At 60.2% G+C, this 25,769-nt stretch carries 22 protein-coding genes and 1 tRNA gene; 17 read left to right on the top strand and 6 right to left on the bottom strand.

Going from position 1 to position 25,769, the window contains the following annotated elements:
• Positions 1–138 precede the first annotated feature (138 nt).
• Positions 139–1,701, top strand: a complete 1,563-nt coding sequence (locus tag DW850_RS04475) for a cation:proton antiporter (protein WP_117786364.1) — start codon at positions 139–141, stop codon at positions 1,699–1,701.
• A gap of 283 nt (positions 1,702–1,984) precedes the next feature.
• Here the strand turns inward: DW850_RS04475 and DW850_RS04480 are convergent, their stop codons facing one another.
• Together DW850_RS04480 and DW850_RS04485 are read right to left on the bottom strand one after the other, a co-directional pair.
• A complete protein-coding gene (locus DW850_RS04480; protein ID WP_117786365.1) occupies positions 1,985–2,734 on the bottom strand; it encodes an SDR family NAD(P)-dependent oxidoreductase in 750 nt (249 codons plus the stop codon).
• A gap of 214 nt (positions 2,735–2,948) precedes the next feature.
• On the bottom strand, positions 2,949–4,292 hold the full coding sequence (locus tag DW850_RS04485) for a homoserine dehydrogenase (protein WP_117786366.1): 1,344 nt from the start codon (positions 4,290–4,292) through the stop codon (positions 2,949–2,951).
• Positions 4,293–4,787: 495 nt separating this feature from the next.
• On the opposite strand from DW850_RS04485, the gene DW850_RS04490 reads away from it, so the two are divergent.
• The 5 genes from DW850_RS04490 (at position 4,788) to DW850_RS04510 (ending at position 9,649) form a co-directional block, all read left to right on the top strand.
• Entirely contained in the window at positions 4,788–5,975 is a 1,188-nt protein-coding gene (locus DW850_RS04490; RefSeq protein ID WP_117786367.1) for an ABC transporter substrate-binding protein, read from the top strand.
• A 139-nt stretch (positions 5,976–6,114) separates the two neighbouring features.
• A complete protein-coding gene (locus DW850_RS04495) occupies positions 6,115–6,996 on the top strand; it encodes a branched-chain amino acid ABC transporter permease (protein WP_117736810.1) in 882 nt (293 codons plus the stop codon).
• 9 nt (positions 6,997–7,005) lie between these two features.
• Positions 7,006–8,085: a branched-chain amino acid ABC transporter permease gene (locus DW850_RS04500; RefSeq protein ID WP_117786368.1), complete on the top strand. Its 1,080-nt coding sequence runs from the start codon at positions 7,006–7,008 to the stop codon at positions 8,083–8,085.
• Positions 8,075–8,935, top strand: coding sequence for an ABC transporter ATP-binding protein (locus tag DW850_RS04505; RefSeq protein ID WP_117786369.1), 861 nt, complete (start codon positions 8,075–8,077; stop codon positions 8,933–8,935). The genes DW850_RS04500 and DW850_RS04505 overlap by 11 nt, the downstream gene beginning before the upstream one ends.
• A 12-nt stretch (positions 8,936–8,947) precedes the next feature.
• On the top strand, positions 8,948–9,649 hold the full coding sequence (locus tag DW850_RS04510; protein WP_035137222.1) for an ABC transporter ATP-binding protein: 702 nt from the start codon (positions 8,948–8,950) through the stop codon (positions 9,647–9,649).
• A gap of 511 nt (positions 9,650–10,160) precedes the next feature.
• Here DW850_RS04510 and DW850_RS04515 read toward each other — a convergent pair.
• Genes DW850_RS04515 through DW850_RS04525 form a run of 3 tightly spaced genes read right to left on the bottom strand, consistent with a single transcriptional unit; the run spans position 10,161 to position 11,378 of the window.
• Positions 10,161–10,424, bottom strand: coding sequence for a hypothetical protein (locus tag DW850_RS04515; RefSeq protein ID WP_117786370.1), 264 nt, complete (start codon positions 10,422–10,424; stop codon positions 10,161–10,163).
• A gap of 14 nt (positions 10,425–10,438) precedes the next feature.
• A complete protein-coding gene (locus DW850_RS04520) occupies positions 10,439–11,071 on the bottom strand; it encodes a DUF1700 domain-containing protein (protein ID WP_117655177.1) in 633 nt (210 codons plus the stop codon).
• Entirely contained in the window at positions 11,058–11,378 is a 321-nt protein-coding gene (locus tag DW850_RS04525; RefSeq protein WP_199575535.1) for a PadR family transcriptional regulator, read from the bottom strand. Before DW850_RS04525 ends, DW850_RS04520 begins: the two co-directional genes overlap by 14 nt.
• Positions 11,379–11,662: 284 nt before the next feature.
• Between DW850_RS04525 and DW850_RS04530 the strand changes: the two genes are divergently transcribed.
• A complete protein-coding gene (locus DW850_RS04530) occupies positions 11,663–12,340 on the top strand; it encodes a copper homeostasis protein CutC (RefSeq protein ID WP_117786371.1) in 678 nt (225 codons plus the stop codon).
• Between the two features lie 3 nt (positions 12,341–12,343).
• Positions 12,344–13,141, top strand: a complete 798-nt coding sequence (locus tag DW850_RS04535; protein ID WP_117786372.1) for a DUF4931 domain-containing protein — start codon at positions 12,344–12,346, stop codon at positions 13,139–13,141.
• 30 nt (positions 13,142–13,171) lie between these two features.
• Here the strand turns inward: DW850_RS04535 and DW850_RS04540 are convergent, their stop codons facing one another.
• Entirely contained in the window at positions 13,172–14,170 is a 999-nt protein-coding gene (locus DW850_RS04540; protein ID WP_117786373.1) for a bile acid:sodium symporter family protein, read from the bottom strand.
• A 275-nt stretch (positions 14,171–14,445) separates the two neighbouring features.
• Between DW850_RS04540 and recJ the strand changes: the two genes are divergently transcribed.
• The 9 genes from recJ (at position 14,446) to rplT (ending at position 25,485) form a co-directional block, all read left to right on the top strand.
• On the top strand, positions 14,446–17,733 hold the full coding sequence (gene recJ, locus DW850_RS04545) for a single-stranded-DNA-specific exonuclease RecJ (protein ID WP_117786374.1): 3,288 nt from the start codon (positions 14,446–14,448) through the stop codon (positions 17,731–17,733).
• Positions 17,734–17,748: 15 nt separating this feature from the next.
• Entirely contained in the window at positions 17,749–20,109 is a 2,361-nt protein-coding gene (locus DW850_RS04550) for a bifunctional (p)ppGpp synthetase/guanosine-3',5'-bis(diphosphate) 3'-pyrophosphohydrolase (protein ID WP_117786375.1), read from the top strand.
• An 86-nt stretch (positions 20,110–20,195) separates the two neighbouring features.
• Positions 20,196–20,879, top strand: coding sequence for an MBL fold metallo-hydrolase (locus DW850_RS04555; RefSeq protein ID WP_117786376.1), 684 nt, complete (start codon positions 20,196–20,198; stop codon positions 20,877–20,879).
• Between the two features lie 195 nt (positions 20,880–21,074).
• Positions 21,075–21,941: a class II fructose-1,6-bisphosphate aldolase gene (gene fba, locus DW850_RS04560; protein WP_035137086.1), complete on the top strand. Its 867-nt coding sequence runs from the start codon at positions 21,075–21,077 to the stop codon at positions 21,939–21,941.
• Between the two features lie 352 nt (positions 21,942–22,293).
• The gene (locus DW850_RS04565; protein WP_117786377.1) at positions 22,294–23,727 is read left to right on the top strand and encodes a transglutaminase-like domain-containing protein; all 1,434 of its coding nucleotides are present in this window, start codon (positions 22,294–22,296) and stop codon (positions 23,725–23,727) included.
• Between the two features lie 39 nt (positions 23,728–23,766).
• Positions 23,767–23,853: transfer RNA gene (locus DW850_RS04570), tRNA-Leu, on the top strand.
• Positions 23,854–24,285: 432 nt separating this feature from the next.
• Complete coding sequence (infC, locus tag DW850_RS04575) at positions 24,286–24,855, top strand: translation initiation factor IF-3 (RefSeq protein WP_089573296.1); 570 nt, start codon at positions 24,286–24,288, stop codon at positions 24,853–24,855.
• 32 nt (positions 24,856–24,887) lie between these two features.
• A complete protein-coding gene (gene rpmI / locus DW850_RS04580) occupies positions 24,888–25,079 on the top strand; it encodes a 50S ribosomal protein L35 (protein ID WP_006234422.1) in 192 nt (63 codons plus the stop codon).
• Positions 25,080–25,125: 46 nt separating this feature from the next.
• Positions 25,126–25,485 carry a 50S ribosomal protein L20 gene (gene rplT, locus DW850_RS04585; protein ID WP_006234421.1) on the top strand — a complete coding sequence of 120 codons (360 nt, stop codon included), beginning with the start codon at positions 25,126–25,128 and terminating at the stop codon, positions 25,483–25,485.
• Positions 25,486–25,769: the final 284 nt, after the last annotated feature.

Raw genomic sequence — 25,769 nt, forward strand, 5'->3', positions numbered from 1 at the left:
CAGCGGTCGGTTTGCGGGGTCTGCCCTGCGGTCGCCTTGAGCCACATGTTTGTAAACCTCACTATGATACGACAGCTCGCGGCGCGTTGAGGACGGCGAGGGTGCTACAGTGAAGCGCAAACAAGAGAAAGGCATCACATGGCATTCGTTTCGCTCGCCATCATCGCACTCGTGGCCTTTGCGAGTCCTTTTATCGCCTCGGCGATTCCTGGAAAACCCGTTCCCGAGACGGTCTTTTTGCTCGTGCTCGGCGCGGTGCTGGGACCCCATATGCTCGGCGTCATCCATGTAGATGCCGAGGTCTCGCTCGTGTCCGAGCTCGGTCTGGCCTTTTTGTTCCTGCTTGCCGGCTTTGAGATCGACCCCAAGAGCATCACGGGCGTCGAGGGACGCTACGGTTTGGCGACGTGGGTCGTCACGTTTGGTATCGCCTGGCTCGCCGTGCGCTTTACCCCGTGGTTCTCGGTCAGCCATTTCGACGGTATCGCCGTGACGCTTGCCCTCACTTCGACGGCGCTCGGCACGCTCGTGCCCATCATGCGTGAGCGTTCGCTCGCCGGCACACGCGTGGGCGACTCGATTCTCGCGTATGGCACCTGGGGCGAACTTGGGCCCGTGCTTGCTATGTCGGTGCTGCTGTCTGCCCGCACTGGCATTCAAACGCTTGTAATCCTTGGCTTGTTTGCGGTGGTTTGCGTGTTGCTGGCCGTGGTCCCAAGCCGCTCCAAGCGCGTCGGCAGCCGCTTCTTTGCGTTTGTCGAGGAACGCGCCGATACCACGTCACAGACCTTCGTGCGCCTGACGGTGCTCATCCTGGTCACACTCGTGGCGTTCTCGGCCGTCTTTGATCTCGACATCGTGTTGGGTTCTTTTGCCGCCGGCTTTGTCTTGCGCTATATCATCCCCGAGGGCAACCATACGCTCGAGCTTAAACTCGATGGCCTTGCCTATGGCTTTTTGATCCCGGTATTCTTTACCGTGTCGGGTGCCAAGATTGACCTGACGGCTGTAGCATCGCGCCCTGGCCTACTCGTGGGCTTTATCGTGGCGTTGTTGATCATTCGCGCGGTGCCCATTCTTATCTCTATGAGCATTTGTCCTGCGACGCGCGATGTGTCGGCGTACGGTCGCATTACCGTTGCCCTGTACTGCACCACGGCACTGCCGATCATCGTTGCCGTGACGAGCGTTGCCGTCAACGCGGGCGCGCTGTCGCAAGACATCGCGTCGGTTATGGTTGCCGCCGGTGCCATCACGGTGTTCTTGATGCCATTGCTCGCGCAGCTCTTCTACCGCGTGGTGGATGCCGCACCGGTCGCCGCCGTGGCAGAGGTTGCCGAGCATCCATCCGATGCGCTCGACATCTTGCGCGCCCACCACGACCTAGCGAGCTTGCTCGCGCGCGAGCACGAGCTGCTGACCTCGCATGGCCATGGTCGCGTATTCGAGGGCCTGCCTACGCTCGATACGATTGCCGAGCGTCTTTCCGCCGAGGCAGCGAGCGGCCACATCGATGCGCGCATTGTGGACGCGGCGCACCTGCTTGCCGATAAGACCTATGGAGACGAGGTCGACCCGTCCGAGCTGACTCCGCGTGAGCGCCGCCGCCTGGAGCGCGCCAAGCTCGCTGTGCGCGAATACCGCCGCCGCATGCTGGAGCTCTATGCGCGCGAAGAAGCCGAAGACGACGACGGTAAGTAGTCGATACTTTCTCGGGGAAGCCGCGTCCCGCTTTGAAGGCTCGGAACGGGATGTGGTTTCCGAAACGGGGAGCGTTGGGAAACTGTGTCCCGGAATGGGCGCTCAGAGTGGGATGCAGTTTCCGCGAGAGGCTCGTTAGGGAAAGCGCATCCCATTCTGAGCCGGAATTATGGGACGCAGTTTCCTTTTCGAATAGAAGAAGGTGCGCTGCCTGCGGTTGATGCAGGCAGCGCACCTTCTTGCGTTGAGCTCGGTTGAGGTTTAAAGCTGTGGCTTGCGACCTTTAGGAGCGGGCGGCTCCGTCGACGGGGAGGATGGCGCCCGTGACGTAGGCGGACATGTCGCTCGCCAGGAAGACAAAGGCGTTGGCGACATCCTCGGGCTCGCCCATGCGGCCCAGCGGAATGGTGGCGATGATGGGCTTGATGACCTCTTCGGGCAGGTTGGCGACCATATCGGTCTTGGTCACACCGGGGGCGACGGCGTTGACGCGAATGCCCATGGGGGCGAGCTCGCGCGAGAGCGACTGGACCATGCCGTTGACGGCAAACTTGGACGTGGGGTAGCCGACACCGGAGGGCTGGCCGTACTTGGCGACCATCGAGCTCGTGGTGGTGATGGTGCCGCCGTGGCCGGCCTCGGTCATGATCTTGGCGGCAGCCTGGTGGCCATTAAAGACAGCGACGACGTTGAGGTCCATGACCTTTGCAAACTCCTCGGCCGTGTAGTCCAAAAGGGGAGAGCGCTGGGAGATGCCGGCATTGTTGACGACGGTGTCCAAGCCGCCCATATCGTCGGCAGCCGCGGCGAAGGCCTCGGTTACGGCCTCGAGCGAGGTGAGGTCGCAGGAGCGGCCCCAGACCTTGGCCTCGGGATAAGCGGTCGTCAGTTTCTCAACGGCAGCGTCGGCAGTCTCCTGGCGCGAGCCAAAGACGGTGACGGCAGCACCTTCCTCGATAAAACGGCAGGCGATGGCATAGCCGATACCGCGCGTGCCTCCGGTGATGATCGCTTTCTTGCCCTCGAGCAACATGGTGCTTCCTCTCTATGCGGGCGGATATACGCAGCACAGCGTAGCGGTAGCCGGAATCGGTCGCGTTTGCATATCGGTGAACGGTAGCCCGTGTTACCGATGAGCGGCTCGCGCAAATATGCTCTGCCGTTGTGCTTAGGGCAGGTGACAAAAGGGCTCCCGTCCCACGTCGGACGGGAGCCCTCAAAGTGCGTATTGCTGGGCGAGCGTTGGGTTAGTTGGCCATGACGCCTTCGGTCCAAGCCTCGACGTCCTCGATGCGCAGGACGTTGGCGACCTCGGCCACGCAGTCGACGCTGGCAAGCTCGGCGGCGGCAGCCTGGACGTCCTTCTCGAGCGCGCGGTGCGTCAGGAAGATGACCGAGCAGGCATCGCTGACGCCCGACTTGCCGTCCTCGACCTGGTTGATGAGCGAGATCGAGATGTTGTGCTTGGCAAAGATATCGACCGTCTCGGACAGGGCGCCCACGCGGTCGGCGACCTTCAGGCGCACATAGTACTTGGTCTGGAGCTCGTCCATGGGCTTAAAGGCGAGGTTGTGGCCATAGGGCTCAATCTCGGGCAGCGGAGCCACGCCGCGGCTGATCTGCTCGGAGAGCGACAGGATATCGCCCACGACGGCGCTCGCGGTGGGGAAGGAGCCTGCGCCGGCACCGTAGAACATGGTCTCGCCCACGGCGTCGCCTACCACGTAGACAGCGTTCATGGCGCCGTTGACCTTGGCAAGCATGTGGTCGGCGGGGATCAGCGTGGGATGCACGCGGACGTCGACGCCGACGTCGGTGTTGCGGGCGATGCCCAGCAGCTTAATGGTGTAGCCGAGCTCGCGGGCCTGGGTGATGTCCTCGGCGCCGATGGTGCGGATACCCTGCTGGTACACATCGTCGGTGGTCACGCGGGTGCCAAAGCCGATGGAGGCGAGGATTGCCGTCTTGCTGGCGGCGTCGAAGCCGTCGACGTCTGCGGACGGGTTGGCCTCGGCATAGCCCTTGGCCTGTGCGTCGGCGAGCACATCGGCGTAATCGGCGCCCTCGGCGTCCATGCGCGACAGGATGTAGTTGGTGGTGCCGTTGAGGATGCCGGCGATGGTCAGGATCTTGTTGCCCACCAGGTCGTGCTCAAGCGTGCTGACGATGGGGATGCCGCCGCCGCAGCTGGCCTCGCACTTAATCTGCACGCCGCACGCGCGCGCCTTCTCGGCAAGCGTTTCGACGTGACGGCCCAGCAGGGCCTTGTTGGCAGAGACGACATGCTTGCCGTGCTCAAAGGCGGTGGTGAAGATCTCGGTTGCGGGGTGCTCGCCGCCGATCAGCTCGACGACGATGTCGATGGCGGGGTCGGTGACGACGTCGTGCCAGTCGCTCGTAAAGGCCTCGCGCTCAATGCCTGCCGCCTCGGCCTGCTCCCAAGCAAGCGCGCAGGCGCGGGTCAGCTTAAGGTCGATGCCGTAGGCTGCCAGGTACTCATCGTGGTGGCTCTTGATCAGACGGGCCACGCCGCCGCCGACGGTTCCCAGGCCGATCAGACCGACGTTCACGGTGCGCAGGGGTTCGCTCATAGATAGCTCCTTCGTGCATCTTGTGGATGGATTAACTGCTTATAGGTTGAGTGCATTCTAGCGTGAAGTGCGGGCGCGTGCTTGCCAGGCAGCCGGAGCTGTGCAAAACGCTACCCCCGAAACGCTGCGGAAATATTGGAAACACGCTCGCTACAAACGAACTCCCATAACAAACTGTCAGCGTTTGCGCCATAAGGTTTGCCCTGTACCGCAAGACGGACGCGTCGCGGCCAGCGAAAGGGGGGGGCACCATGTTTATTGAGAGCGGGAACGCTTGTAACAGAATGGAAACATTACTTTTACATAATAAAGTGGCATTACTGCATAAAGTAGTAGGAATACGCAGAACTATGGATAAATGAACAAATCCAAAGAAAAGTTGAAATAATCGCCACTTTTCCTAACTAAAGCGTCTACTATTTTGCGAACGCCGAGCACGGCGAAGGATGGCCTGTCGGGCAGCCAAAACCCGACGAGATTTGAGAGGAGAGCCGCATGTCGAGCCTCACCGGTAAGTCATTGAACCCTGTTATGAATCGCAGGAGCGTTATCGCGAGCGCAGCAGGTCTGGGGGCAATGTCCATTCTAGCTGGCTGCTCCTCCAACGGCGGCGACAGCGGTTCCGCTTCGAGCGACGCTTCGTTTAAGATCGGCACCATCGGCCCGCTGACCGGTGCCGCCGCGTCGTACGGCAAGTCCGTTACCCAGGGCGTCGAGCTTGGCTGCAAGGATTTCTCGACCAAGGAGCTACCGCTTGTCAGCAAGGCCGAGGGCGACCAGGCCGACGGCGAGAAGGCCGTTAACGCCTTCAACACCCTGCTCGACTGGGGCATGCAGGCCCTCGTCGGCCCGACCACCACGGGTGCGTCGGTTGCCGTTGCCGCCGAGTGCGGCAACAACCCCCAGACGTTTATGATTACCCCGTCCGCGTCCTCCGAGGACGTCACCGACGGCAAGGATTGCGTCTTCCAGGTCTGCTTTACCGATCCCAACCAAGGCGTCAACGCCGCCAAATTCCTGGCAGAGAAGTATGCGGACGAGAAGTTCGTGCTGTTCTATAACTCCGGCGACGCCTATTCTTCGGGTGTCGCGGATGCCTTTAAGGCCCAGGCTGCTAAGTCCAAGCTCGAGATTGTCGACGAGGAGACCTTTAAGGACGACTCCGCCACGAGCTTTACCAACCAGCTGACCAAGGCTAAGCAGGCTGGCGCCACCATGATCTTCGCGCCGATCTACTACACTCCGGCCTCCGTCCTGCTCAAGAATGCCAAGGATATGGGTTATGACGTCAAGATGATGGGCTGCGACGGCATGGACGGCATCCTGGGCGTGGAGGGCTTCGACACCTCTCTTGCCGAGGGCCTGCTGCTCATGACCCCGTTTTCCGCCGACGACGAGAAGAACGCCGACTTCGTCAATGCCTACAAGGATAAGTACGGCGATACTCCCGACCAGTTTGCCGCCGACGCCTATGACGGCGTGCATGCTGTGGCCGAGGCCCTCAAGGAGGCCGGCCTTGGCGTCGACGCTGATCCAACCGAAGTCGCCGAGAAACTGCCCGAGGCCATGTGCAACATTACCGTTGACGGCCTGACCGGCAAGCTCTCCTGGAACGACAAGGGCCAGGTCCAGAAGGACCCGACTGCGTACGTCATCACTGACGGCAAGTACGTACAGGCCTAATTGGCCGCCTTACATAGAGCGGTTTTGGTCCCAAGCAGGGGAGGTTTTGGCCTTCCCTGCTTGCTTGGTATCTAGGGGCAACGTAACGTCCCTGTTTCATACATCAACTGGAAACCTATTCGAAAGGGGGATGTGGAACATGACGGTCTTTATCCAATACCTGGTCAACGGCCTGTCCATGGGCAGCGTCTACGCCATCATCGCGTTGGGCTACACCATGGTCTACGGTATCGCCAAGATGCTGAACTTCGCTCACGGCGACGTCATCATGGTTGGTGCCTATGTCTCGTTCTGCGCCACGTCGTATCTCGGCCTCCCGGGCTGGGCATCTGTAATTCTCTCTTGCGCGGTCTGCACGGTTCTCGGTGTTCTCATTGAGGGCCTGGCCTATAAGCCGCTGCGTCAGGCGGGCCCGCTGGCCGTTTTGATCACGGCTATCGGCGTGTCCTACTTCCTGCAGAATGCCGCGCAGCTCCTGTGGGGCGCCACGCCCAAGAACTTTACTTCGCTCGTCACCTTCCCAGTGCCGGAGTTCTTGGCCAAGTACAACGTGAGCGCCGTATCGCTCGTCACCATCGTCGCCTGCCTGGTGATCATGGCCGGCCTGGTATTCTTTACGGGTAAGACCAAGATGGGCAAGGCCATGCGTGCCGTGTCCGAGGACAAGGCCGCCGCTCAGCTCATGGGCATCAACGTCAACCGCACCATCTCGATGACGTTTGCCATCGGCTCGGCACTTGCCGCTATCGCCGGCGTGCTTCTGTGCTCCTACTCGCCGGTGCTGCAGCCCACCACGGGCGCCATGCCCGGCATCAAGGCTTTCGACGCTGCCGTCTTCGGCGGCATCGGCTCCATTCCCGGTGCCTTTGTCGGCGGCATTCTCATCGGTATCATCGAGGCGATGGCCCAGGCCTACATTTCCACGAGTCTTGCCAACTCCATCGTCTTTGGTGTTCTGATTATCGTCCTGCTCGTCAAGCCTGCCGGCCTCTTGGGCAAGTACGTCCCCGAGAAGGTGTAGGTGAGCGCTATGAAGTTCCTTAAAGACAAGCAGACGCGTCACGACTTTGTCACGTACGCCATGTGCATCGTGGCATTCGCCATCGTGTTCTTTATGCAGTCCAACCATATGATCCCGCGCATGATCGCCGGTCAGCTGGTCCCCATCACGGCCTACATCGTCATGGCCATCTCGCTCAACCTTGTCGTCGGCATCGCGGGCGACTTGTCGCTGGGCCACGCAGGCTTTATGAGCGTCGGCGCCTATACGGGCATCGTTACCGCCGTCGCCCTCGAGAGCGTCGTGCCCTCCGACCCCATTCGCCTGGCCATCAGCATTGTGGTCGGCGCCATCGCCGCTGCCATCCTGGGCTTTTTGATCGGCATCCCGGTCCTTCGCCTGAGCGGTGACTATCTGGCCATTGTGACCTTGGCCTTTGGCGAGATTATCAAAGAGATCGTTACCTGCCTTATCGTGGGCGTCGACTCTCGCGGCCTGCACGTGATCTTTAACATCACGGGTAACTCCACAATCGACGATCTGCACCTGCTCGAGGACGGCACCGCCATCATCAAGGGCGCCCAGGGCGCATCGGGCGTGTCGACGTACTCGACCTTCCTCGCCGGTGCCATCCTGGTTATGGTGGCGCTCGTGATTGTGCTCAACCTGGTTCGCAGCCGTACCGGTCGTGCCATCATGGCAGTGCGCGACAACAAGATCGCTGCCGAGTCCGTGGGTATCTCTGTCACCCAGTACCGCATGATCGCTTTCGTGGTTTCAGCTGCCCTCGCCGGTGCTGCCGGAGCCCTGTTTGGCGGTAACTTCTCGCAGCTCTCCGCCACCAAGTTTGACTTCAACACGTCCATCCTCATCCTGGTGTTCGTGGTCCTGGGTGGTCTGGGCAATATGCGCGGCTCCGTCATTGCGGCCGCACTGCTCACGGTGCTGCCCGAGCTGCTTCGCCAGTTCTCGGACTACCGCATGCTCATCTATGCCATCGTGTTGATTCTGGTCATGGTCTTTACCAACAATCCGCAGCTCAAGGCATTCTTTGCACGTATTGAGGATCGTTTTGCTTCCAAGAAGGAGGTGGCAGCCGATGCCCAGTAAGTTTGAGTTCAACAAGGGCAAGATGGTCCCGTATCCTTCTGGCGCCATTGTTCCCGATCGCGACCTGGGTCATCGCCCGGCGCTTGAGTGCATCCACCTGGGCATTGAGTTCGGCGGCCTCAAGGCGGTCGATGACTTTAGCCTGACCATCGGCAAGACCGAGATCGCCGGTCTGATCGGCCCCAACGGTGCCGGCAAGACCACGGTCTTCAACCTGCTTACCAAGGTGTACCAGCCCACGCACGGAACCATCCTGCTCGACGGTGAGGATACCTCGGGTAAGTCCGTCTACCAGGTCAACCGTATGGGCATCGCCCGTACCTTCCAAAACATCCGCCTGTTTAACACCATGACGGTGGAGGATAACGTAAAGGTCGGCCTGCACAACCAGGAGCGTTACTCCGGTTTTGAGGGCGTGCTGCGCCTGCCGACGTATTGGAAGCACGAGAAGGCCGCCCATGAGCGCGCCATGGAGCTGCTGTCCATTTTTGATATGGAGCACTTGGCAAATGAACAGGCCGGCTCGCTTCCCTATGGCGCTCAGCGTCGTCTGGAGATTGTCCGCGCGCTTGCCACCAACCCCAAGCTGCTGCTGCTCGACGAGCCTGCCGCCGGCATGAACCCGTCCGAGACCGCGGAGCTCATGGCGAACATCGTCAAGATCCGCGACACCTTCGGTATCGCCATCATGCTTATCGAGCACGACATGTCGCTCGTCATGAATATCTGCGAGGGTATCTGCGTGCTTAACTTTGGCAAGGTCATCGCCAAGGGTACGGCCGAGGAGATCCAGAACAACGATGCCGTTATCGAGGCATATCTGGGCAAGCAGGATAAGGGGGAGGACTAAATGGCAGAGCCGATGCTTTCCGTCTACAACATCAACGTCTGGTACGGCGCTATCCACGCCATCAAGGACATCTCCTTTAACGTCAACGAGGGCGAGATCGTGGCCTTGATCGGCGCGAACGGTGCCGGCAAGTCCACGACGCTTAAAACCGTCTCGGGCCTGCTGCGTTCCAAGACCGGTTCCATCAAGTTTATGGGCGAGGACATTACCCATACGCCCGCCGACAAGCTGGTTGGTAAGGGTCTGGCTCAGGTTCCCGAGGGTCGTCGCGCCTTTTTGCAGATGACGGTCGAGGAGAACCTGGAAATGGGCGCCTATACGCAGCCCAAGTCAACGGTGGCTCCGGGCCTTGAGCGCGTCTACGAGCAGTTCCCGCGCCTGAAGGAGCGCCGTCGCCAGGTCGCCGGCACCCTTTCGGGCGGCGAGCAGCAGATGCTCGTTATGGGCCGCGCCCTTATGAGTAACCCCAAGCTGCTCATGCTCGACGAGCCTTCCATGGGCCTGGCGCCAATTCTGATTGAGCAGATCTTCCAGATTGTCGAGGATCTGCATAAGGCCGGGACCACGGTGCTTCTGGTCGAGCAAAACGCACAGATGGCTCTTTCCATCGCCACACGCGGCTACGTGCTCGAGACCGGCAAGATTACCATGACCGGTACCGGACAGGAGCTCCTGCACGACGATAACGTTCGCAAGGCATATCTGGGCGGCTAGGGACTTCCGCCGTTCTGCCGAACGGCGGACCGGCCGACGCTGTGCGGGCGCCCTGATCGACGTGCCGAAGCTCCTCACCCTTGGGGCTATGCCGCGGTACGAGGCCAGGTGGTCATGGTCCGGGAACCTCGCGATGTCGAATGGCACCGCGAGGTTCGCCGCCGTCCTCGGCGGCCTCGGCCCCCGAGTGGGCGATCCCCACGCGCTAACGCCTGCAAACAAGGGGATCGCCAAGACGCCGCCGGGCACCTCCGTCATAGACGTGGAAGTGCGGCCGCGCTGAAGCTCTGCGCGGTGTCTGCTCGCTTATGTGCGCATCACGAAGGAAGACCAGATCGGTGAGCGGGATTGGCCCGAAGTCGAGAGATTCCCATCAGCCTCTCGTCGGTCGATGACCGGTTCACCACGCAGGAAGAGCGCGACGGAAGGTCTCGCAAAAAGGCTCCGAGCGCGGTGTGCTCACGCCCGTCGTGGTGCGCCCGAAGGGGGGGGACGGCTGCTACGAGCTCGATCATTTGCGAGGAGAAGACGAACCAGTCGTTGCAGATCCAATATGGATCTCGCCGACCTCGGCAAGCTGCTCGATGAGTGGAAGCCCTGTCGGGTCGTCTATTTCAACACCACCCAGAATGATGGTGTCATCGCGCAGGTCGATCTGCGTGTTGAACACAGCGAGGTTAAAGCCGGAGGCCACAAATCCGATAGCAGCCAGGACGAGCCCCGTGGCAACAAGCCCACCCGCTACGGCAAGGTAAATCCTTTTTACGCTGGACATGTTTGCACTCCTTCCTATGCCGTGAGCGGCGCCGCTTCAGCGCCCATGCGGCTCTTATTGCCTCGATCTTTCCAGAAGGGCGAAACGGCTTTCTTCGCCCAAAGGGCAGAGAGGCGCGCGATCTGCTTGGACGCCGTCCAGGCGCCGGCTCCCGTGAGGAGCGCCACACCGATGGAAGCGAATCCCATTCCCATCGAGGCCAAAACGTACGGAACATGCCCGATAATGATGCCGTCCACGGCGAACAGGAGCCCTACCAGGCCCGCGCCCCCGAATGCCGCGGCCACGATCCACACGCAGAGCGCAAGAACCCAAATACAGATGTAGACTGCAGCGGCAACGGCGACGAACGCGAGCAGCAGCGGAATCCATACCGGAGAGCCCACGATGGCGAGCGCCCATAGAAGTGCCGTGCTCTTGCGCTTGGTCCTCGCGATCGCGCGCGGCACGGCGGGCAGTTCGTCGAGCGTTGCCTCGGCGACCTCACCGGGCGTGCCCATGGCGGCCACAGCCTCGGCCTCCGTCATGCCGTCCTCCATACGGTCGGCGATGGCCTCCGCGTAGAACTCCTGCGTTTCCTTTACCTGATCTGCCGGCAGGCAGGCCAGAAGCTCGCCCAGCCGGTTCAAGAACTCATCGCGCGTCATGGTGCGCCCCCTCCACGTAACGGTAGATCTCCTGCACGGATGGCCATTCGTCGAGGAACTCGGCGATACGCTCGCGCCCGGCGTCCGTGATGCGGTAGTACCTCCGCAGCCGCCCGTTGTGCTCGGCGGAGCGCGCGGTGATGCAGCCCGCCTTCTCCAGGCGCTTGAGCAACGGATAGAGCGTGGATTCCGTGAGCCCCATACTCGCGGGCACGTCCTTCACGATCTGATAGCCGTAGGATTCCTCGCCCGAGACGGCCGCGAGCACGCAGGCCTCGAGGAAGCCGCGCTTCATCTGTGCATCCATCCGCACACCTCCTTTCGTAGTATACTGTGTAACACCTACTATATGACACATAGTATATGATGTCAACAGTTGTCGTATAGGGAGTCCGGTCTGTCTGTCCCCTGCGGGTACTCATTGGGGACGTACTTAAATGAGTACCCATCGCTCAAGGTGGCACCTGGGGACGTTCCTTATGTGCCGGCACTTTGGGACACTCCTTGTCAAGGTTTTGTTCCATCGTGCGGGTTGCTATTTAACGTGCGACAATGCCGTGTGGAAATCGAAATGTCTCCCGGGGGCTATCTATGCTATATGAATTTTGCGCCGAGAACTTTGAGCGGGTACCGGTGGCCATCAAGGCCGGTGCGGGTCGCATTGAGCTGTGCGACAACTTGGCCGTTGGCGGCACCACGCCTTCCGCCGGCGTTATTAGCGCTACAGTCAGCTACGCTCACGAGCATGACGCGCGAGTGATGTGCATGATTCGTCCGCGTGGTGGCGACTTTCATTACAACCAGGACGAGCTGCGCATGATGGAGATGGACCTGGGCCTTGCTGTGAGCGCCGGCGTTGACGGCCTGGTCTTTGGCTGCTGCAAGCCCTGTGCCAGCGGCTGGGCGCTCGACGAGCTCACCCTCGGCGCCCTCGTTATGGCTACGGGCTGCGCGACGGAGGAGTGCAAGCGCGAGTCCCTTGACATCACCTTCCACATGGCGTTTGACCAGCTCTCGCCCGAGGCTCAGCTCGATGCGATTGATACACTTGTCGACTGCGGCGTTACGCGCATTCTGACGCACGGTGGTACTGCCAGTGCGCCGATCGAGGACAACTTCGAAAACCTGGCCCGCTTGATCGAGTATGCGGGCGACCGCTTGACCATCCTTCCCGGAGGCGGCATCACTACGGCAAATCGCGACGCGGTCGCGGCGGCGCTAGGCGTCTCCGAGCTCCATGGCACCAAGATCGTGCCGGTGGAGGTATAGCCCGTGGCGCTGGTATTTGACGTTCAGCAGGCGAGCGGCAAGCCCGACGATAATCGTCGCCCTGGCACCGCGTGCCCCTTTTGCGATACCGAGGAACTTGCCAATATCATCCGGCGCGACGGTGACTGCATCTGGCTCGAGAATAAGTTCAAGACCTTGCGGGCTACCCGTCAGACCGTATTGATTGAGTCGGCCAATCACGACGCCGACCTGGTGACCTATGAACCGGATGAGCTGCATCATGTGATGCGGTTTGCCCTGGGCTGTTGGCAGCAGATGATCGATTCCCAACAGTACCGCAGCGTGCTCATGTACAAGAACAAAGGCCCGCTTTCGGGCGGCAGCCTCGTCCATCCACACATGCAGATTGTGGGCTTGGAACAGGAGGACGGCTATGCGGCGCTGACCTTAGCCAACTTTGAAGGCATCGCTGTCTGGCAGCAGGGGAGAATCTCGGTCAACATCTCAACCGAACCGATTATGGGATTCTTTGAGGTCAACGTCTCGGCTCCACAGGGAATCGCCGCCAGCGACGACGCCCGCGACCAAGCCGAAGCGGACCTGTTTGCCGATGCGATTCAGGTGGCCCTGCGCTATATCCTGCACGAGCACCACGGCGGCCGCGCGGAGTCGTACAACTTGTTCTTCTACCACATGGACGGCCGGACCATTGCCAAGGCGCTTCCGCGTTGGGTGGTTTCGCCCTACTTTGTCGGCTATCGTTTGGCCCAGGTTAATGCCGAGACCACGCTCGATATCGATGCTGATCGCCTGCGTGCGCATCTGGAAACGCTCGAATAGCAAGACTAACACCCGCGTAATGCGGACAGTCTAGCGTCCCATGGCGTCGCGGCCGGCCTCGACGCGCCTGCGCTGGGCGGCGCGCTCCTCGCCGGTCAGTCGCTCAAAGAGATGTCCGATAACCGAGGCGAGCACCTGCTGAAACAGCGTTCCGCACATGACGGGAAACACGACTTCGCCTGGAAAGTACTGCGTGGCGATGACGGCGCCCGAAGAGATGTTACGCATGCCGCAGGTAAAGCACATGGTGGTCGTCTCGCTATACGGCAGGTGCAACGCACGGGCGACCAGAAAACCGACGACAAAGCCGCTGATGGCGAAGACCAAAATAAAGAGGGCGACTTCCAAGCGCTCAACATTCATGTGCAACACGTACTCGCTCATGGCGGTGGAGTTGGACGCGATGACCCCCATCATCATGAACTTGCAGGCGGGCGAAAGCGCGGGGGAGAGTTTCTCATGTCCCCATCCGCGCGTGAGCTCGTTGATCACGATGCCGAGCACGGCAGGGATGGCGATCATAAAGGCCATGTTCTGCATCATGCCCGGAACATCGATTGCGACGGTGGCACCCAGCAGGAGCTTCAGCGTGAGCGGAATCGTCACGGGCGAGATGACCGAGGACGTCAGGATGATGGTGAGCGCGAGCGGGCCGTTGCCGCCGAACATGCTGATCCACATAAAAGCGGTGACGGCCACGGGCACGCTGTATTCGAGCACAATGCCGCAGACAAGGTTGGGGTTGGAGCCAAAGAATAACGATCCCATGGCATAGGCTGCGATAGGGATAAGCACCGCCGAGACGAGTAACGCCAAGACCAGGTGCAGCGGACGGCGGAACACCTCGGTTACCTGGTGAAAGGTGTTGCTGAGCGCACCCTGAAACGTCATAAAGGCAAACAGGGCGGGAACGATGGGCTTGAGCACGCCGATCTGCCGGGGAAAGAGCACGCCGAGCATCACGCAAATCGGAACGATGACCTGCATGTGCCCCGCAAGAAACTTGCCCAGTCCAACCCATTGCTTCATATGCTCTTGTGACTCCCTTTGCTCGTGAATCCGTTTTGAATGGATATGCTAGACGCTCGCATGCGTCCGTGCGTCAGAAACGCTCGATTATTTCGAGGGTATTACCGCCCTCGTTTATCGAAACCGCGGCGTGCTGGACGTTGTGCGTCCGCGCTGCACGGTATAATAAATCCGTTCAACAGATCTGCCTGCCGAAGCGGGTATACACAGAGGACTCATCGCTATGAACCGTGAGAGGTATCGCGGCGACCTGCCCCTATCGGGGGTGGGCGCCTATGTCATCGCTTGAGACGACGCATCGCTGGGCGGTCGCTCGGCAAAACCCCGAGCTCGAAAAGGAGCTTTCGGCTGGCCTGGGCATACCCGGGCTGGTGGCGCGCATTATGGTTGCGCACGGCATTGCATCCATCGAGGAAGGCCAGCTGTTTTTGACGCCTTCGCTCGATCGCGACTGGGCCGACCCACTCATTATTCCGGGCATGGCGGTCGTTGCCGACCGCGTCGAGCGCGCTATTCGCAACCACGAGCACATCGCGGTCTTTGGCGATTTTGACGTTGACGGCATTACGTCGACTTGTCTGTTGACCGAGGCGCTACGTTCGTTTGGCGCCAACGTCACGCCGTTTATTCCGCATCGCTTTGACGAGGGCTACGGCCTGTCGCGTGCGGCGCTCGACCGCGTCAACGAGCTCGCCCAACCCAACCTGATCGTGACCGTCGATAACGGCATTGCCGCCAAGGAGGAGGTCTCCTATCTGGAGAGCCTGGGGATCGATTTGGTGGTCACGGACCATCACGAGCCGTCCGACCAGGTGCCGCAGGGCGTGCCCCTGACCGACCCCAAGCTCGAGGACGAGGGTCCCTCGCGCGAGCTTGCCGGTGCCGGCGTGGCGCTCAAGCTGGTGCAGGTCCTGGGCGAGCGTTTGGGCAAGCCGTCGTATTGGCGTTCGCTGATCGAGGTCGCGGCGCTGGGCACCGTGTCCGACATGATGCCGCTCACGCCCGAGAATCGCGCACTGGTCGCCGAGGGCATCCAACAGATGCGCGTGACGGCCCGTCCCGGCTATATCGCGCTTGCCGCACTTGCCAAGGCCGACCTTTCTACCATTACGGCCGACGGCCTGTCGTTTTCGCTCATCCCTCGTCTGAATGCTGCCGGCCGCATGGCTGATCCCAAGCTGGCGCTCGACCTGCTGCTTGCCCGCGATCCTATCGAGGCAAGTGCACTGGCAGCCGAGCTCGAGGAAATCAACCGTCAGCGCCGTGAGATCGAGGCGGAGCTCACACGCGACGCCATGGCAAAGGTCGAGGAGACCTATGACGGCGGTCGCGCAATCGTCGTGGGTGGCGAGGGCTGGCACGAGGGCGTCAAGGGTATCGTAGCGAGCCGCCTGACCAACCGCTATCACGTGCCGGCGCTGCTGTTCTCGATCGAGGACGGTATCGCGCGCGGCTCTGGTCGCTCGGTGGGCAAAGTTAACCTGTTTGACGCCGTCGAGCGCTGTTCCGACCTGCTGATTCGTCGCGGCGGACATGCCGGTGCGGTGGGTGTGACCATCGAGGCATCCAAGCTCGATGAGTTCCGCCGCCGCCTTTCCGCCGTGCTATCGGAGCTTCCCGCCGAGGACTTTGAAGACACCGACGAGGTCGCCGCCACCGTCGACCTTTCCGAGCTGAATATCGAGACCATCGAGCAGATCTCCCGTCTTGAGCCGTTTGGCCAGGGCAACAAGGTGCCGCTGCTGGCTGCCGAGGGCGTGACGATGTGCGACCGCGCCGTGGTGGGCAAAACCGGCGAGCACATGCGCTTTGTGGCGACCGATGGCGCCGCGAGTGTTCCGGCCATTATGTTCCGCGTGCCGCAAATCGATAAGCTCATCAACTGCGATAGCGCTGTCGACTTGGTGTTCGAGGCCGTTGCCGAGCATTGGCAGGGGCGTGTGAAGCCCAAGCTCATGATCAAGGATGTTCTGGTCCGCGATACCACGCTGCCCAGCGTCGACGATCCGGCATGCGAGCTTCGTCGTGGCGTGCAGCCGGCGGATTCCGGCCTGCGCCTGGAGTCGCGTAAGCGCGAGACGCTCGCCCAGCTTTCCTATACCGAGCTCACGCGCTCGCTTATCCATAGCTTGATCGGATCGAACCAGCCGCACCGCGCGCAGGTTGAGGCGCTCGATGCCTTGGCCGACCACCAGAGCGTCTTGGCCGTTATGGGAACGGGCCGCGGCAAGTCTCTCATCTTCCATGTGCATGCTGCGCGCGAGGCTGTCCTTCGCGGACGTGCGAGTATCTTTGTCTATCCGCTGCGTGCGCTTGTTGCCGACCAGGCCTATCACCTCTCGTCGACGATGGCAGCGCTTGGCATTGGCGTTGGCGTGCTGACCGGCGAGACCGTGGAGGCCGCACGCGATGATGTGTTCGCCGGCCTAGCTTCGGGCCGCACCGGTATCGTGCTCACGACGCCCGAGTTCCTATCTATCCACCGTGACCGCTTCGCGCGTTCGGGCCGCATCGGCTTTGTCGTTATCGATGAGGCGCACCACGCCGGCCTTGCCAAGGGCGGCGACCGCAGCGCCTATCTCGACATGCCCGATATCCTCAAAGCCCTGGGCGACCCGGTTGTTATGGCTGCGACGGCCACCGCGACGGCTCCGGTCGTGGCCGAGCTTGCCCGCATGCTGCCGATTACTCGCACGGTGGTCGACGAGACGGTGCGCGAGAACCTGCAGCTCGAGGACGACCGCGACCTTGCGAGCCGCGAGAACCGTTTGGTGTCGATCGTGGCGACGGGGGAGAAGACCGTCATTTACGTCAATTCGCGCGACCAGTCCGTGGCGCTCGCCAAGACGTTGCGCAAGCGTGTGCCCGATTGCGCAACCCATATCGCGTTCTATAACGCGGGGCTTGCGCGCTCCGATCGCCGCCGCGTGGAGGAAGCATTCCGAGACGGAAGCCTCAGCTGCATCGTTTCGACCTCCGCCTTTGGCGAGGGTGTCAATCTGCCCGATATCCGCCATGTCGTGCTGTACCACATGCCGTTTGGCGCCATTGAGTTCAACCAGATGAGCGGGCGTGCCGGTCGTGACGGACAGCCCGCCGTGATCCACCTGCTCTATTCGTCGCGCGACGCCCGCATCAACGAGCGCCTGCTCGACTGCTACGCACCCGAGCGCGACGAACTCGTCACACTCTATCGTGCGCTGCAGACCATGTGGCGCTCCAACCGCGGCAAGACCGGGGACGATTCCTTTAGCGCGAGCGATATCGACATCGCGCAGATGTGCCTTGCCATCGATGCTCGCACGCCGGTCGATGAGCGCTCGGTGGAAAGCGGCCTGGGAATCTTCGAAGAGCTTGGTTTCTGTCGAGTTTCGGGGTTTGACGACACTCGTCGCATCGCGATGGCCGAAAACCCCGGCCGTGTGCAATTGAGCAGGTCAATTCGCTATTTGGAGGGCTTGCGCTCGCGCATGGAGTTCTCGGCTTTCCGGAGTTGGGCGCTCGATTCGTGCGCTTCTGATATGCTAGCCAAAGTTAACCGCCCGATCGTACCGCGGGCCTAGGGGAAGGGGACCTCGATGGATGCCGCAGCCCGTACCGCCCATGATTCCACCCTCCAGCCGTTCTCGGAGATGGAGCACTATAAGCATGCCGATGAGCTGCCGCCCGAGATTATGGCGGACAGCTACGACAAGCTGGAGCGCCTGTGCCTCAAATATATGAATGAGGATGACTTCTCTAAGGTGGAGCAGGCCTATTGCTTTGCTGCCGAGAAGCACTGCAACCAAAAGCGCCGCTCGGGTGAGATGTACATTAACCATCCCGTCGAGGTTGCCATCATTTTGGCCGATCTCAAGATGGACTGCGATGTGGTGTGCGCCGCGCTGCTGCACGATACCGTCGAGGATACCGAGACCTCGCTTGCCGATGTTTCCGACCTGTTTGGCGATACGGTGGCCGAGCTCGTCGATGGCGTGACCAAGCTCACCAACATCGAAGTCGACAGCATGGACGAGAAACAGGCCCTCACGCTGCGCAAGATGTTCCTCGCCATGTCCAAGGATATTCGCGTCATCATCGTCAAGCTCGCCGACCGCCTGCATAACATGCGCACGCTTGCCGCCCTGCGCGAGGACCGCCGCCTGTTTAAGGCGCGCGAGACCATGGACGTGTACGCGCCTCTGGCCGACCGCCTGGGCATGAGCTCTATCAAGTGGGAGCTCGAGGACCTGTCCTTCTTCTACCTTGAGCCCGACGCCTACCAGCGCATCGCGCGCATGGTGGCGGAGTCGCGCGAGGTTCGCGAGCGCTATCTGGCCGAGACCATCAAGACGCTCACCGACGAGCTCAACCGCATTGGTCTGGAGGGCTTTCAGATCAACGGCCGTTCCAAGCACTATTGGTCTATCTATCAAAAGATGAAGCGCAAGGGCAAGGAGTTCTCCGAGATCTACGACCTGGTGGCACTGCGCGTCATCACGCATTCGGTGCGCGATTGCTACTCCACGCTCGGTGCGGTGCATACGCTGTGGCACCCCATGCCCGGTCGCTTTAAAGACTATATCGCCATGCCCAAGGTCAATAACTATCAGTCGCTCCATACGACGGTTATCGGCCCCACGGCCCGTCCGCTCGAGATTCAGATTCGAACCTACGAGATGCACGAGCAGGCCGAGTACGGCATCGCCGCCCACTGGCTGTACAAGAAGTCGGGCGGATCGTCTGCCTCCAAGACCAACGACGCCCAGCGTCTGGATGATCAGATTAACTGGCTCAAGCACTCACTCGACTGGGCGGCGTCTGACGAGATCACCGACGCCAAGGAATATCTGCATTCGCTGAAGGTTGACCTGTTCGATCAGGAGATTTTTGTCTTTACGCCCAAGGGCGAGGTCATGGCGCTTCGTGCCGGCTCTACGCCGCTCGACTTTGCCTACGCCGTCCATACCGAGGTCGGTAACCACTGCGTCGGTGCCAAGATCAACGGTGCGGTGGCGCCGCTCACGCACGAAATCAAGACGGGCGACCGTGTCGAGATTCTGACCAACAAGAGTTCCAAGCCGTCGCGCGATTGGCTCAAGATCGTCAAGACGCCTTCTGCCAAGTCAAAGATTCGTCGTTACTTCGCTGCCGCGACCAAAGACGATGACGCTGCAGCCGGCCGCGATATACTGGCCAAGGACCTGCGCAAGCGCGGCTATGGCATCTCTACGCCGCGTTCCACGCGTGCGCTCAATGCTGTGGCGGAGCAGTTTAACTACAAGCAGCTCGAGGACCTGTTCGCAGCCGTTGGGGCGGGCAAAGTCGCCCCACGTGCCGTGGGCAATAAGGTCGAGCAAATCTTGGACCCCAAGCCCGAGGAGCAGCTCACCAAGGCCGAGGCTATCGCCGAGGTCGTCAAGCAGCCCGCCCGCGGCTCCAACCGCAAGCCGCAAAAGCGTGGCAAGAGCGCAAGTAACGGCATTATCGTCAAGGGCGAGAGCAACAGCGGCCTGCTGGTCCGTCTGGCTCATTGCTGCAACCCCGTGACGGGCGACGATATCGTCGGCTTCATCACGCGCGGCCGAGGCGTCTCGGTGCATCGTGCCAACTGTCCCAACGTAAAGGGCCTCATGGAGCATCCCGAGCGCATGATTGACGTAGAGTGGGATGGTGCTGCCGATACGCTTTTCCAGGTCGAGATTGTGGTCGAGTGCCTGGATCGTATGGGCCTGCTCAAGGACGTCACTATCGCCATTGGCGATGCAGGCGGCAACATCCTTTCCGCCGCCACGTCGACCAACCGCGAGGGTATTGCGACTCTGCGCTTTATGGTCGAGATTTCGGATGCGAGCGGCCTGGATCCGCTGCTGGCTTCCATCAGCAGTGTCGATTCGGTCTACGACGCGCGCCGTCTGATGCCTGGTGAGGGTGGGGCCCAGCTCAAACGTCGCGTATAGGCGTAACGAGCGCGCGACAGTAATGATATTGGCTACGTTTGAGGCATCGTTTGATGCCTCGACGTTTATAGAAGGAGGGCGTATGCATGGACGCTGCGGCTTTGGATTTAGCCCCTCGGGGTACGGCTTCGATTGAGACGCTTGTAAACGGGCCCATCCAGACCAACAGCTATGCCGTGATCTCGAACGGCGAATGCCTGGTTATCGATCCCGCCTGGGAGGGCGAGGGCCTCGTTGAGCACATTCGAGCCAAATACCCCGATGTGCAGTTGCTCGGTGCCGTTTGCACGCACGGTCACGCCGATCATGTTGGCGGTGTCGCTGGAGTTCGTGCCGCCATTGGCGCTGACGCCCTGTACGAGCTGTGCGGCAAGGACGCAGCTGTGCCGCATGCGAATATCGAAGAACAGCGAGCGATGTGGGGCATCGAGACGCCCGATCCGGGCGAGCCGACGCGGCTGCTTGCCGAGGGCGACACCATTGAGCTGGGCGACATTTGCCTGCAGGTTATCGAAGTGCCCGGGCATACGCCAGGCGGCATCGTTCTGTTCGCCGCCACCGAGCAGGGAAATATCGCCTTTGTTGGTGACACGCTGTTTCCGTGTGGGCACGGCCGCACCGACCTTTCTGGCGGAGACGAGGCGGCGATTCTGCGCTCGCTCTCCAAGCTCGCTCGGCTTCTCCCGCCCGATACCGTTTGCCTAACCGGTCATGGCGATTCGACCACCATGGCACGCGAGCTCATACAGAACCCTTTCATGCAGGTGTAGCTTTATAGTCAGCTTCCGAAGCACGAGGAGCGTCCAAACGTCAAGTTATTTTTCCCCAACGGGTCGATTCCGTAGGGCAAACGGTCAAAAAAAGTCTGTTTGGACGATATTCGTGAACAAACGAACGTTTATGCTCGGGTGCGCCGTGGTAAAATCTCAGGCGTTATCGGAGCAACCTTACAGGAGGTTTCTTTTATGCTCGTCAACGCAGCAGACATGCTCAAGAAGGCCGAGGCCGGCAAGTACGGTCTCGGTGCCTTCAACACTAACAACCTCGAGTGGACCCTGGCTATTCTCCAGGCCGCCGAGGAGGCCAAGTCTCCGCTGATCCTTCAGTGCACCGCTGGTGCCGCTAAGTGGATGGGCGGTTTCAAGGTCTGCGCCGACATGGTCAAGGCTGCCGTCGAGGCCACGGGCGTTACCGTTCCCGTCGCCCTTCACCTCGATCACGGTTCTTACGAGGACTGCTTCAAGTGCATCGAGGCCGGCTTCACGTCCATCATGTATGACGGCTCTCACGAGGAGACCTTCCAGCTTAACCTCGACCGCACCAAGGAGCTCGTTGAGCTTGCCCACTCCAAGGGCATGTCCATCGAGGCCGAGGTCGGCGGCATCGGCGGCACCGAGGACGGCGTGACCTCCAGCGGCGAGCTCGCTGATCCTGCTGAGTGCAAGCAGATCGCTGACTTGGGCGTCGACTTCCTCGCCTGCGGCATCGGCAACATCCACGGCGTGTATCCCGCCGACTGGGCTGGCCTTTCCTTCGAGCGCCTGGGCGAGATCAAGGCCCAGACCGGCGACCTGCCCCTCGTCCTGCACGGTGGCACCGGCATCCCCGAGGATCAGATCAAGAAGGCCATTTCCCTGGGCATCTCCAAGATCAACGTCAACACCGACCTGCAGCTCGTCTTCGCCAAGGGCGTCCGCGAGTACATCGAGGCTGGCAAGGATCAGCAGGGCAAGGGCTTTGATCCCCGCAAGCTCCTCAAGCCTGGTCGCGACAACATCGTTGCCCGCACCAAGGAGCTCATGGAGGAGTTTGGCTCCGTCAACAAGGCGTAAGTAGCGGTTTAACTTCCCGCCGGAGGCCCCGTTTCCCCTACGCTGTTTCCCTCGCGCTCACCTAGCTTCGCCAGAAGTCGCGCGACGGAATCAGCTCCGGGGAAACGGGGCCTCCTTCGTTAACTCGCTACAGGGTTACTGGGCTGAATTAAGATGGCTACTGGCTTTGCCAGAAGTCGCGCCAAGGAAGCAGTTCCGGGGGACGGGGCTTCCTTCGTTTAACGCCGCAGGGTTACGAGGCTGAATTTTTTATTTGACTACCGTTCAGCGGTGTTGATGGCTCCCTTGTTGGGGCTTTCTTTTTATCTCGCTACAATGGGCTTCAAGCGTTCTAGTGACTTGGAGTTTTGGTATGGCTGTTATTAATGTGCTGCCTTCGGATGGGAAGGTTATTGACGAGGGTCCTGTTGGCTGCTCTGTTGATGTTTGCAGTGATGATTTTCGCCATCTCGATATTGGACTGCCACCCGAGATTCTTCGTCTTAAGGATGCCGGGTATTTGACGCAGGCTGTTGCTGCCTGCGATCGCCTTTTGGAGCAGAACCCCGAGCCTTCGCTGGCTGCTTGTGTTCGTGCGGAGCGGTATCGCATGCTCGAGACGCCGCTTCATTTTTCGGTGTCGCGTGATCGGGCCATTGCGATGATTCGCGAGGAGTGGCCAGAGTTTACCGAAGAGCAGTTTGATGACCTGATTAATCGTAAGCGTATTGACTGGCGCTTTATCGATGGCGAGCTGTTTGTTCTCGACAACTTCCTCGATTCGCTTCGCGTGTACCCCAAGGAGGTTCCGGGCCTGCGTCCCGATTCTGCGGACGGCATGGCGCTGCGTAACCAGATGCTCAGGGAGATGGAGTCGCAAAACGGGTTGACTCGCGTCATCACGCTTAAGGCATCTGTGTCTGTCCCCGGGGCTCAGGAGGGAGAGGCTGTTCGCGCGTGGCTACCCGTTGCCGCCGCCTGTCGTCAACAGTCTCATATCGAGGTTCTCGATATGACGTCGGAGGGTACCGTTGCCTCTGAAAACGTTTCGGCTCGTACTGCCTCTTGGACATCTTCGACTGAACATTCATTCTCGGTGACCTATCGCTATCACATCGATGCCGCCTATTGTGATATCTATGGTGGTGCGCTCCCGTCGCATACGTGCATGGACACGCCGCTGCCCGAGGACACTTCCGAGGACCGTCCGCACATTGTGTTTACGCCGTACCTGCGACAGTTGACGGAGCGTGTTATTGGCGGGCTCGATGATCCGCTCGATCTCGCTCGTGCTATCTATGATTACCTGACACAGCATGTCGACTATCGCTATCAGCCACCGTACCTGCTTTTGGGATCTATTGCCGATGACTGTGTGCACTCGCTCCGCGGCGATTGCGGCGTTATGGCGCTCACGTTTATCACCATGTGCCGCATTGCGGGCGTTCCTGCCCGTTGGCAGAGCGGCCTGTATGTTGCGCCCGATTCGGTGGGGCCGCACGATTGGGCTGAGTTCTATACTCCACAGACCGGTTGGCTTAACGCCGACGTATCGTTTGGTTCCTCGGCACGCAGGATGGGGGAGGAGTGGCGTCGTCGTCACTACTTTGGCAATCTCGACCCGTGGCGCATGGTGGCCAATAATCGATTCCAGGCTGAATTTGTGCCTGCTTTCGACGGCATGCGCGAGGACCCTTACGATAACCAGATGGGTGAGGCTTCGGTCGACGGTCGCGGATGCCGTCGGCGCGAGATGCTCCGCACGGTCGAACTCATCGAAATGCTCGAAGTTCCATTTTCGGACTAATCGGTAGAAAGCTGTGATAAACTAACTCACGCATTGCGTGCCCGAGTGGCGGAATTGGCAGACGCAGTGGACTCAAAATCCACCGTTGGCAACAACGTGCGAGTTCGAGTCTCGCCTCGGGCACCATACATGCAAGTGAGCGTTCAAGGGGGTTGCGGCCCCCTTTTTCGTGCCGAACTCGCGTGAGCGCGCGAAGCGTTAAGCAAACAGGCCTGTGGCCTGTTTGTAGCGGAGCGTGGCGAGGGCGCCACGCGCCCGAAGCCCGGGGCTTCGCGAAGCGAAGGCCCTTCGAGTCTCGCCTCGGGCACCATACATGCAAGCGAGTGTTCAAGGGGGTCGAGGCCCCCTTTTTCGTGTACGTAATGTGATAACGCGCGGTACGTGTTATTATTCGCAAGGCGTTGTTCCCGCAATGCCCTAAAGAGGAACCCGAGGGCTCCCACCTTTTGGCGCCAATGAGCAGCTGACTGGTCATACAACTTAGATTCCCTTCCTCAAATCGAGGAAGTCTATGTGTACGACCTGGTTGCTGAGAAGCGCCGGGTTATTTTTTTATGAATGGAGGTAGGGAAAATAGCTAAGTCTGATGACACCCGCATCAACGACGAGATCACTGCATCTTCGTGCCGTTTGATTGGCGTCGATGGCTCTCAGCTCGGCCTGTTCGCCATCCGCGATGCCCAGCGCGTCGCCGACGATCAGGGTCTCGACCTGGTCGAGATCGCTCCCAACGCGGAGCCGCCGGTCTGCAAGGTCATGGACTACGGTAAGTTCAAGTACCAGCAGGCCATGAAGGCCAAGGCTGCTCGTAAGAACCAGTCCAAGGTCGAGGTCAAGGAAATGAAGTTCCGACCCAAGATCGACGTTGGCGACTACGAGACCAAGAAGGGCCACGTTCTGCGTTTCCTCAAGAAGGGCGCACGCGTTAAGATCACCATCATGTTCCGCGGCCGTGAGATGGCTCACCCGGAGCAGGGCCTTAACGTTCTCGAGCGCCTCGCCGAGGATCTCAAGCCTTACGCTACGGTCGAGTCCAAGCCTAAGATGGAAGGCCGTAACATGCTTATGCTGCTCGCCCCGATTAAGGGCGCCTTCGATGAGGATAAAGCGGCAAGCGATAGCAAGTAACTAGTGTTCTGTAACCGATTAAGGAGTATTTCATGCCTAAGATGAAGTCCCACAGCGGCACCAAGAAGCGTTTCCGCAAGACTGGTACCGGCAAGCTTATGCGCGCCAAGGCTTTCAAGAGCCACATCCTGAGCAAGAAGTCCACCAAGCGTAAGCGTGGCTTCCGTCAGGAGACCGAGATCGCCGCTGCCGACCGCAAGGTCATCAAGTCGCGTCTCGCCTAAGTTCGCGTTCCCGTTTTTCGTTTTACCGTCTAGGAGTTGATAGAACATGGCACGTATTAAGCGCGCTGTTGCCGCCAAGAAGAAGCGCCGTACCGTTATGCACCGTGCGAAGGGTTACTACGGTGCCGCTTCGCGTACTTACAAGCATGCTAAAGAGCAGGTCCAGCACTCCCTGCAGTATCAGTATCGTGATCGCCGCAACAAGAAGCGCGAGATCCGTTCTCTCTGGATCACTCGTATCAACGCTGCTGCTCGTCTGAACGACATCTCTTACTCTCAGTTCATGCACGGCCTGAAGGTTGCCGGCATCGAGCTCGACCGCAAGGTCCTGGCTCAGATGGCTTACGAGGACATCGAGTCCTTCAACGAGCTGGCTACCATCGCCAAGAAGGCTCTCGAGGCCTAATAGGTTCTCTTGAATCGCTAGGGGAGTGTCGCGTTGTGCGCGGCGCTCCCTCCTTTTTATCGAAAGCGCTGGTCTACATTGCTAAAAGCGCGGGTAGATAAACACTTACAGGTGACCGATCTCTATATATTCCTGAACCAAAGGGTCATCATCTGATACGTGCGGAAGATCCACACCAGTCTTTCTATTACCTATAGAAAGCAATATGTTGTGTAGGACTTGTGAAGAGTGGAATTGACGTCCCACAGGGCTTCGCGGTCTGGCAATATATCTCCTTGCCGCGC

Source organism: Collinsella sp. AM36-4AA (assembly GCF_003467795.1).
Lineage (GTDB): Bacteria > Actinomycetota > Coriobacteriia > Coriobacteriales > Coriobacteriaceae > Collinsella.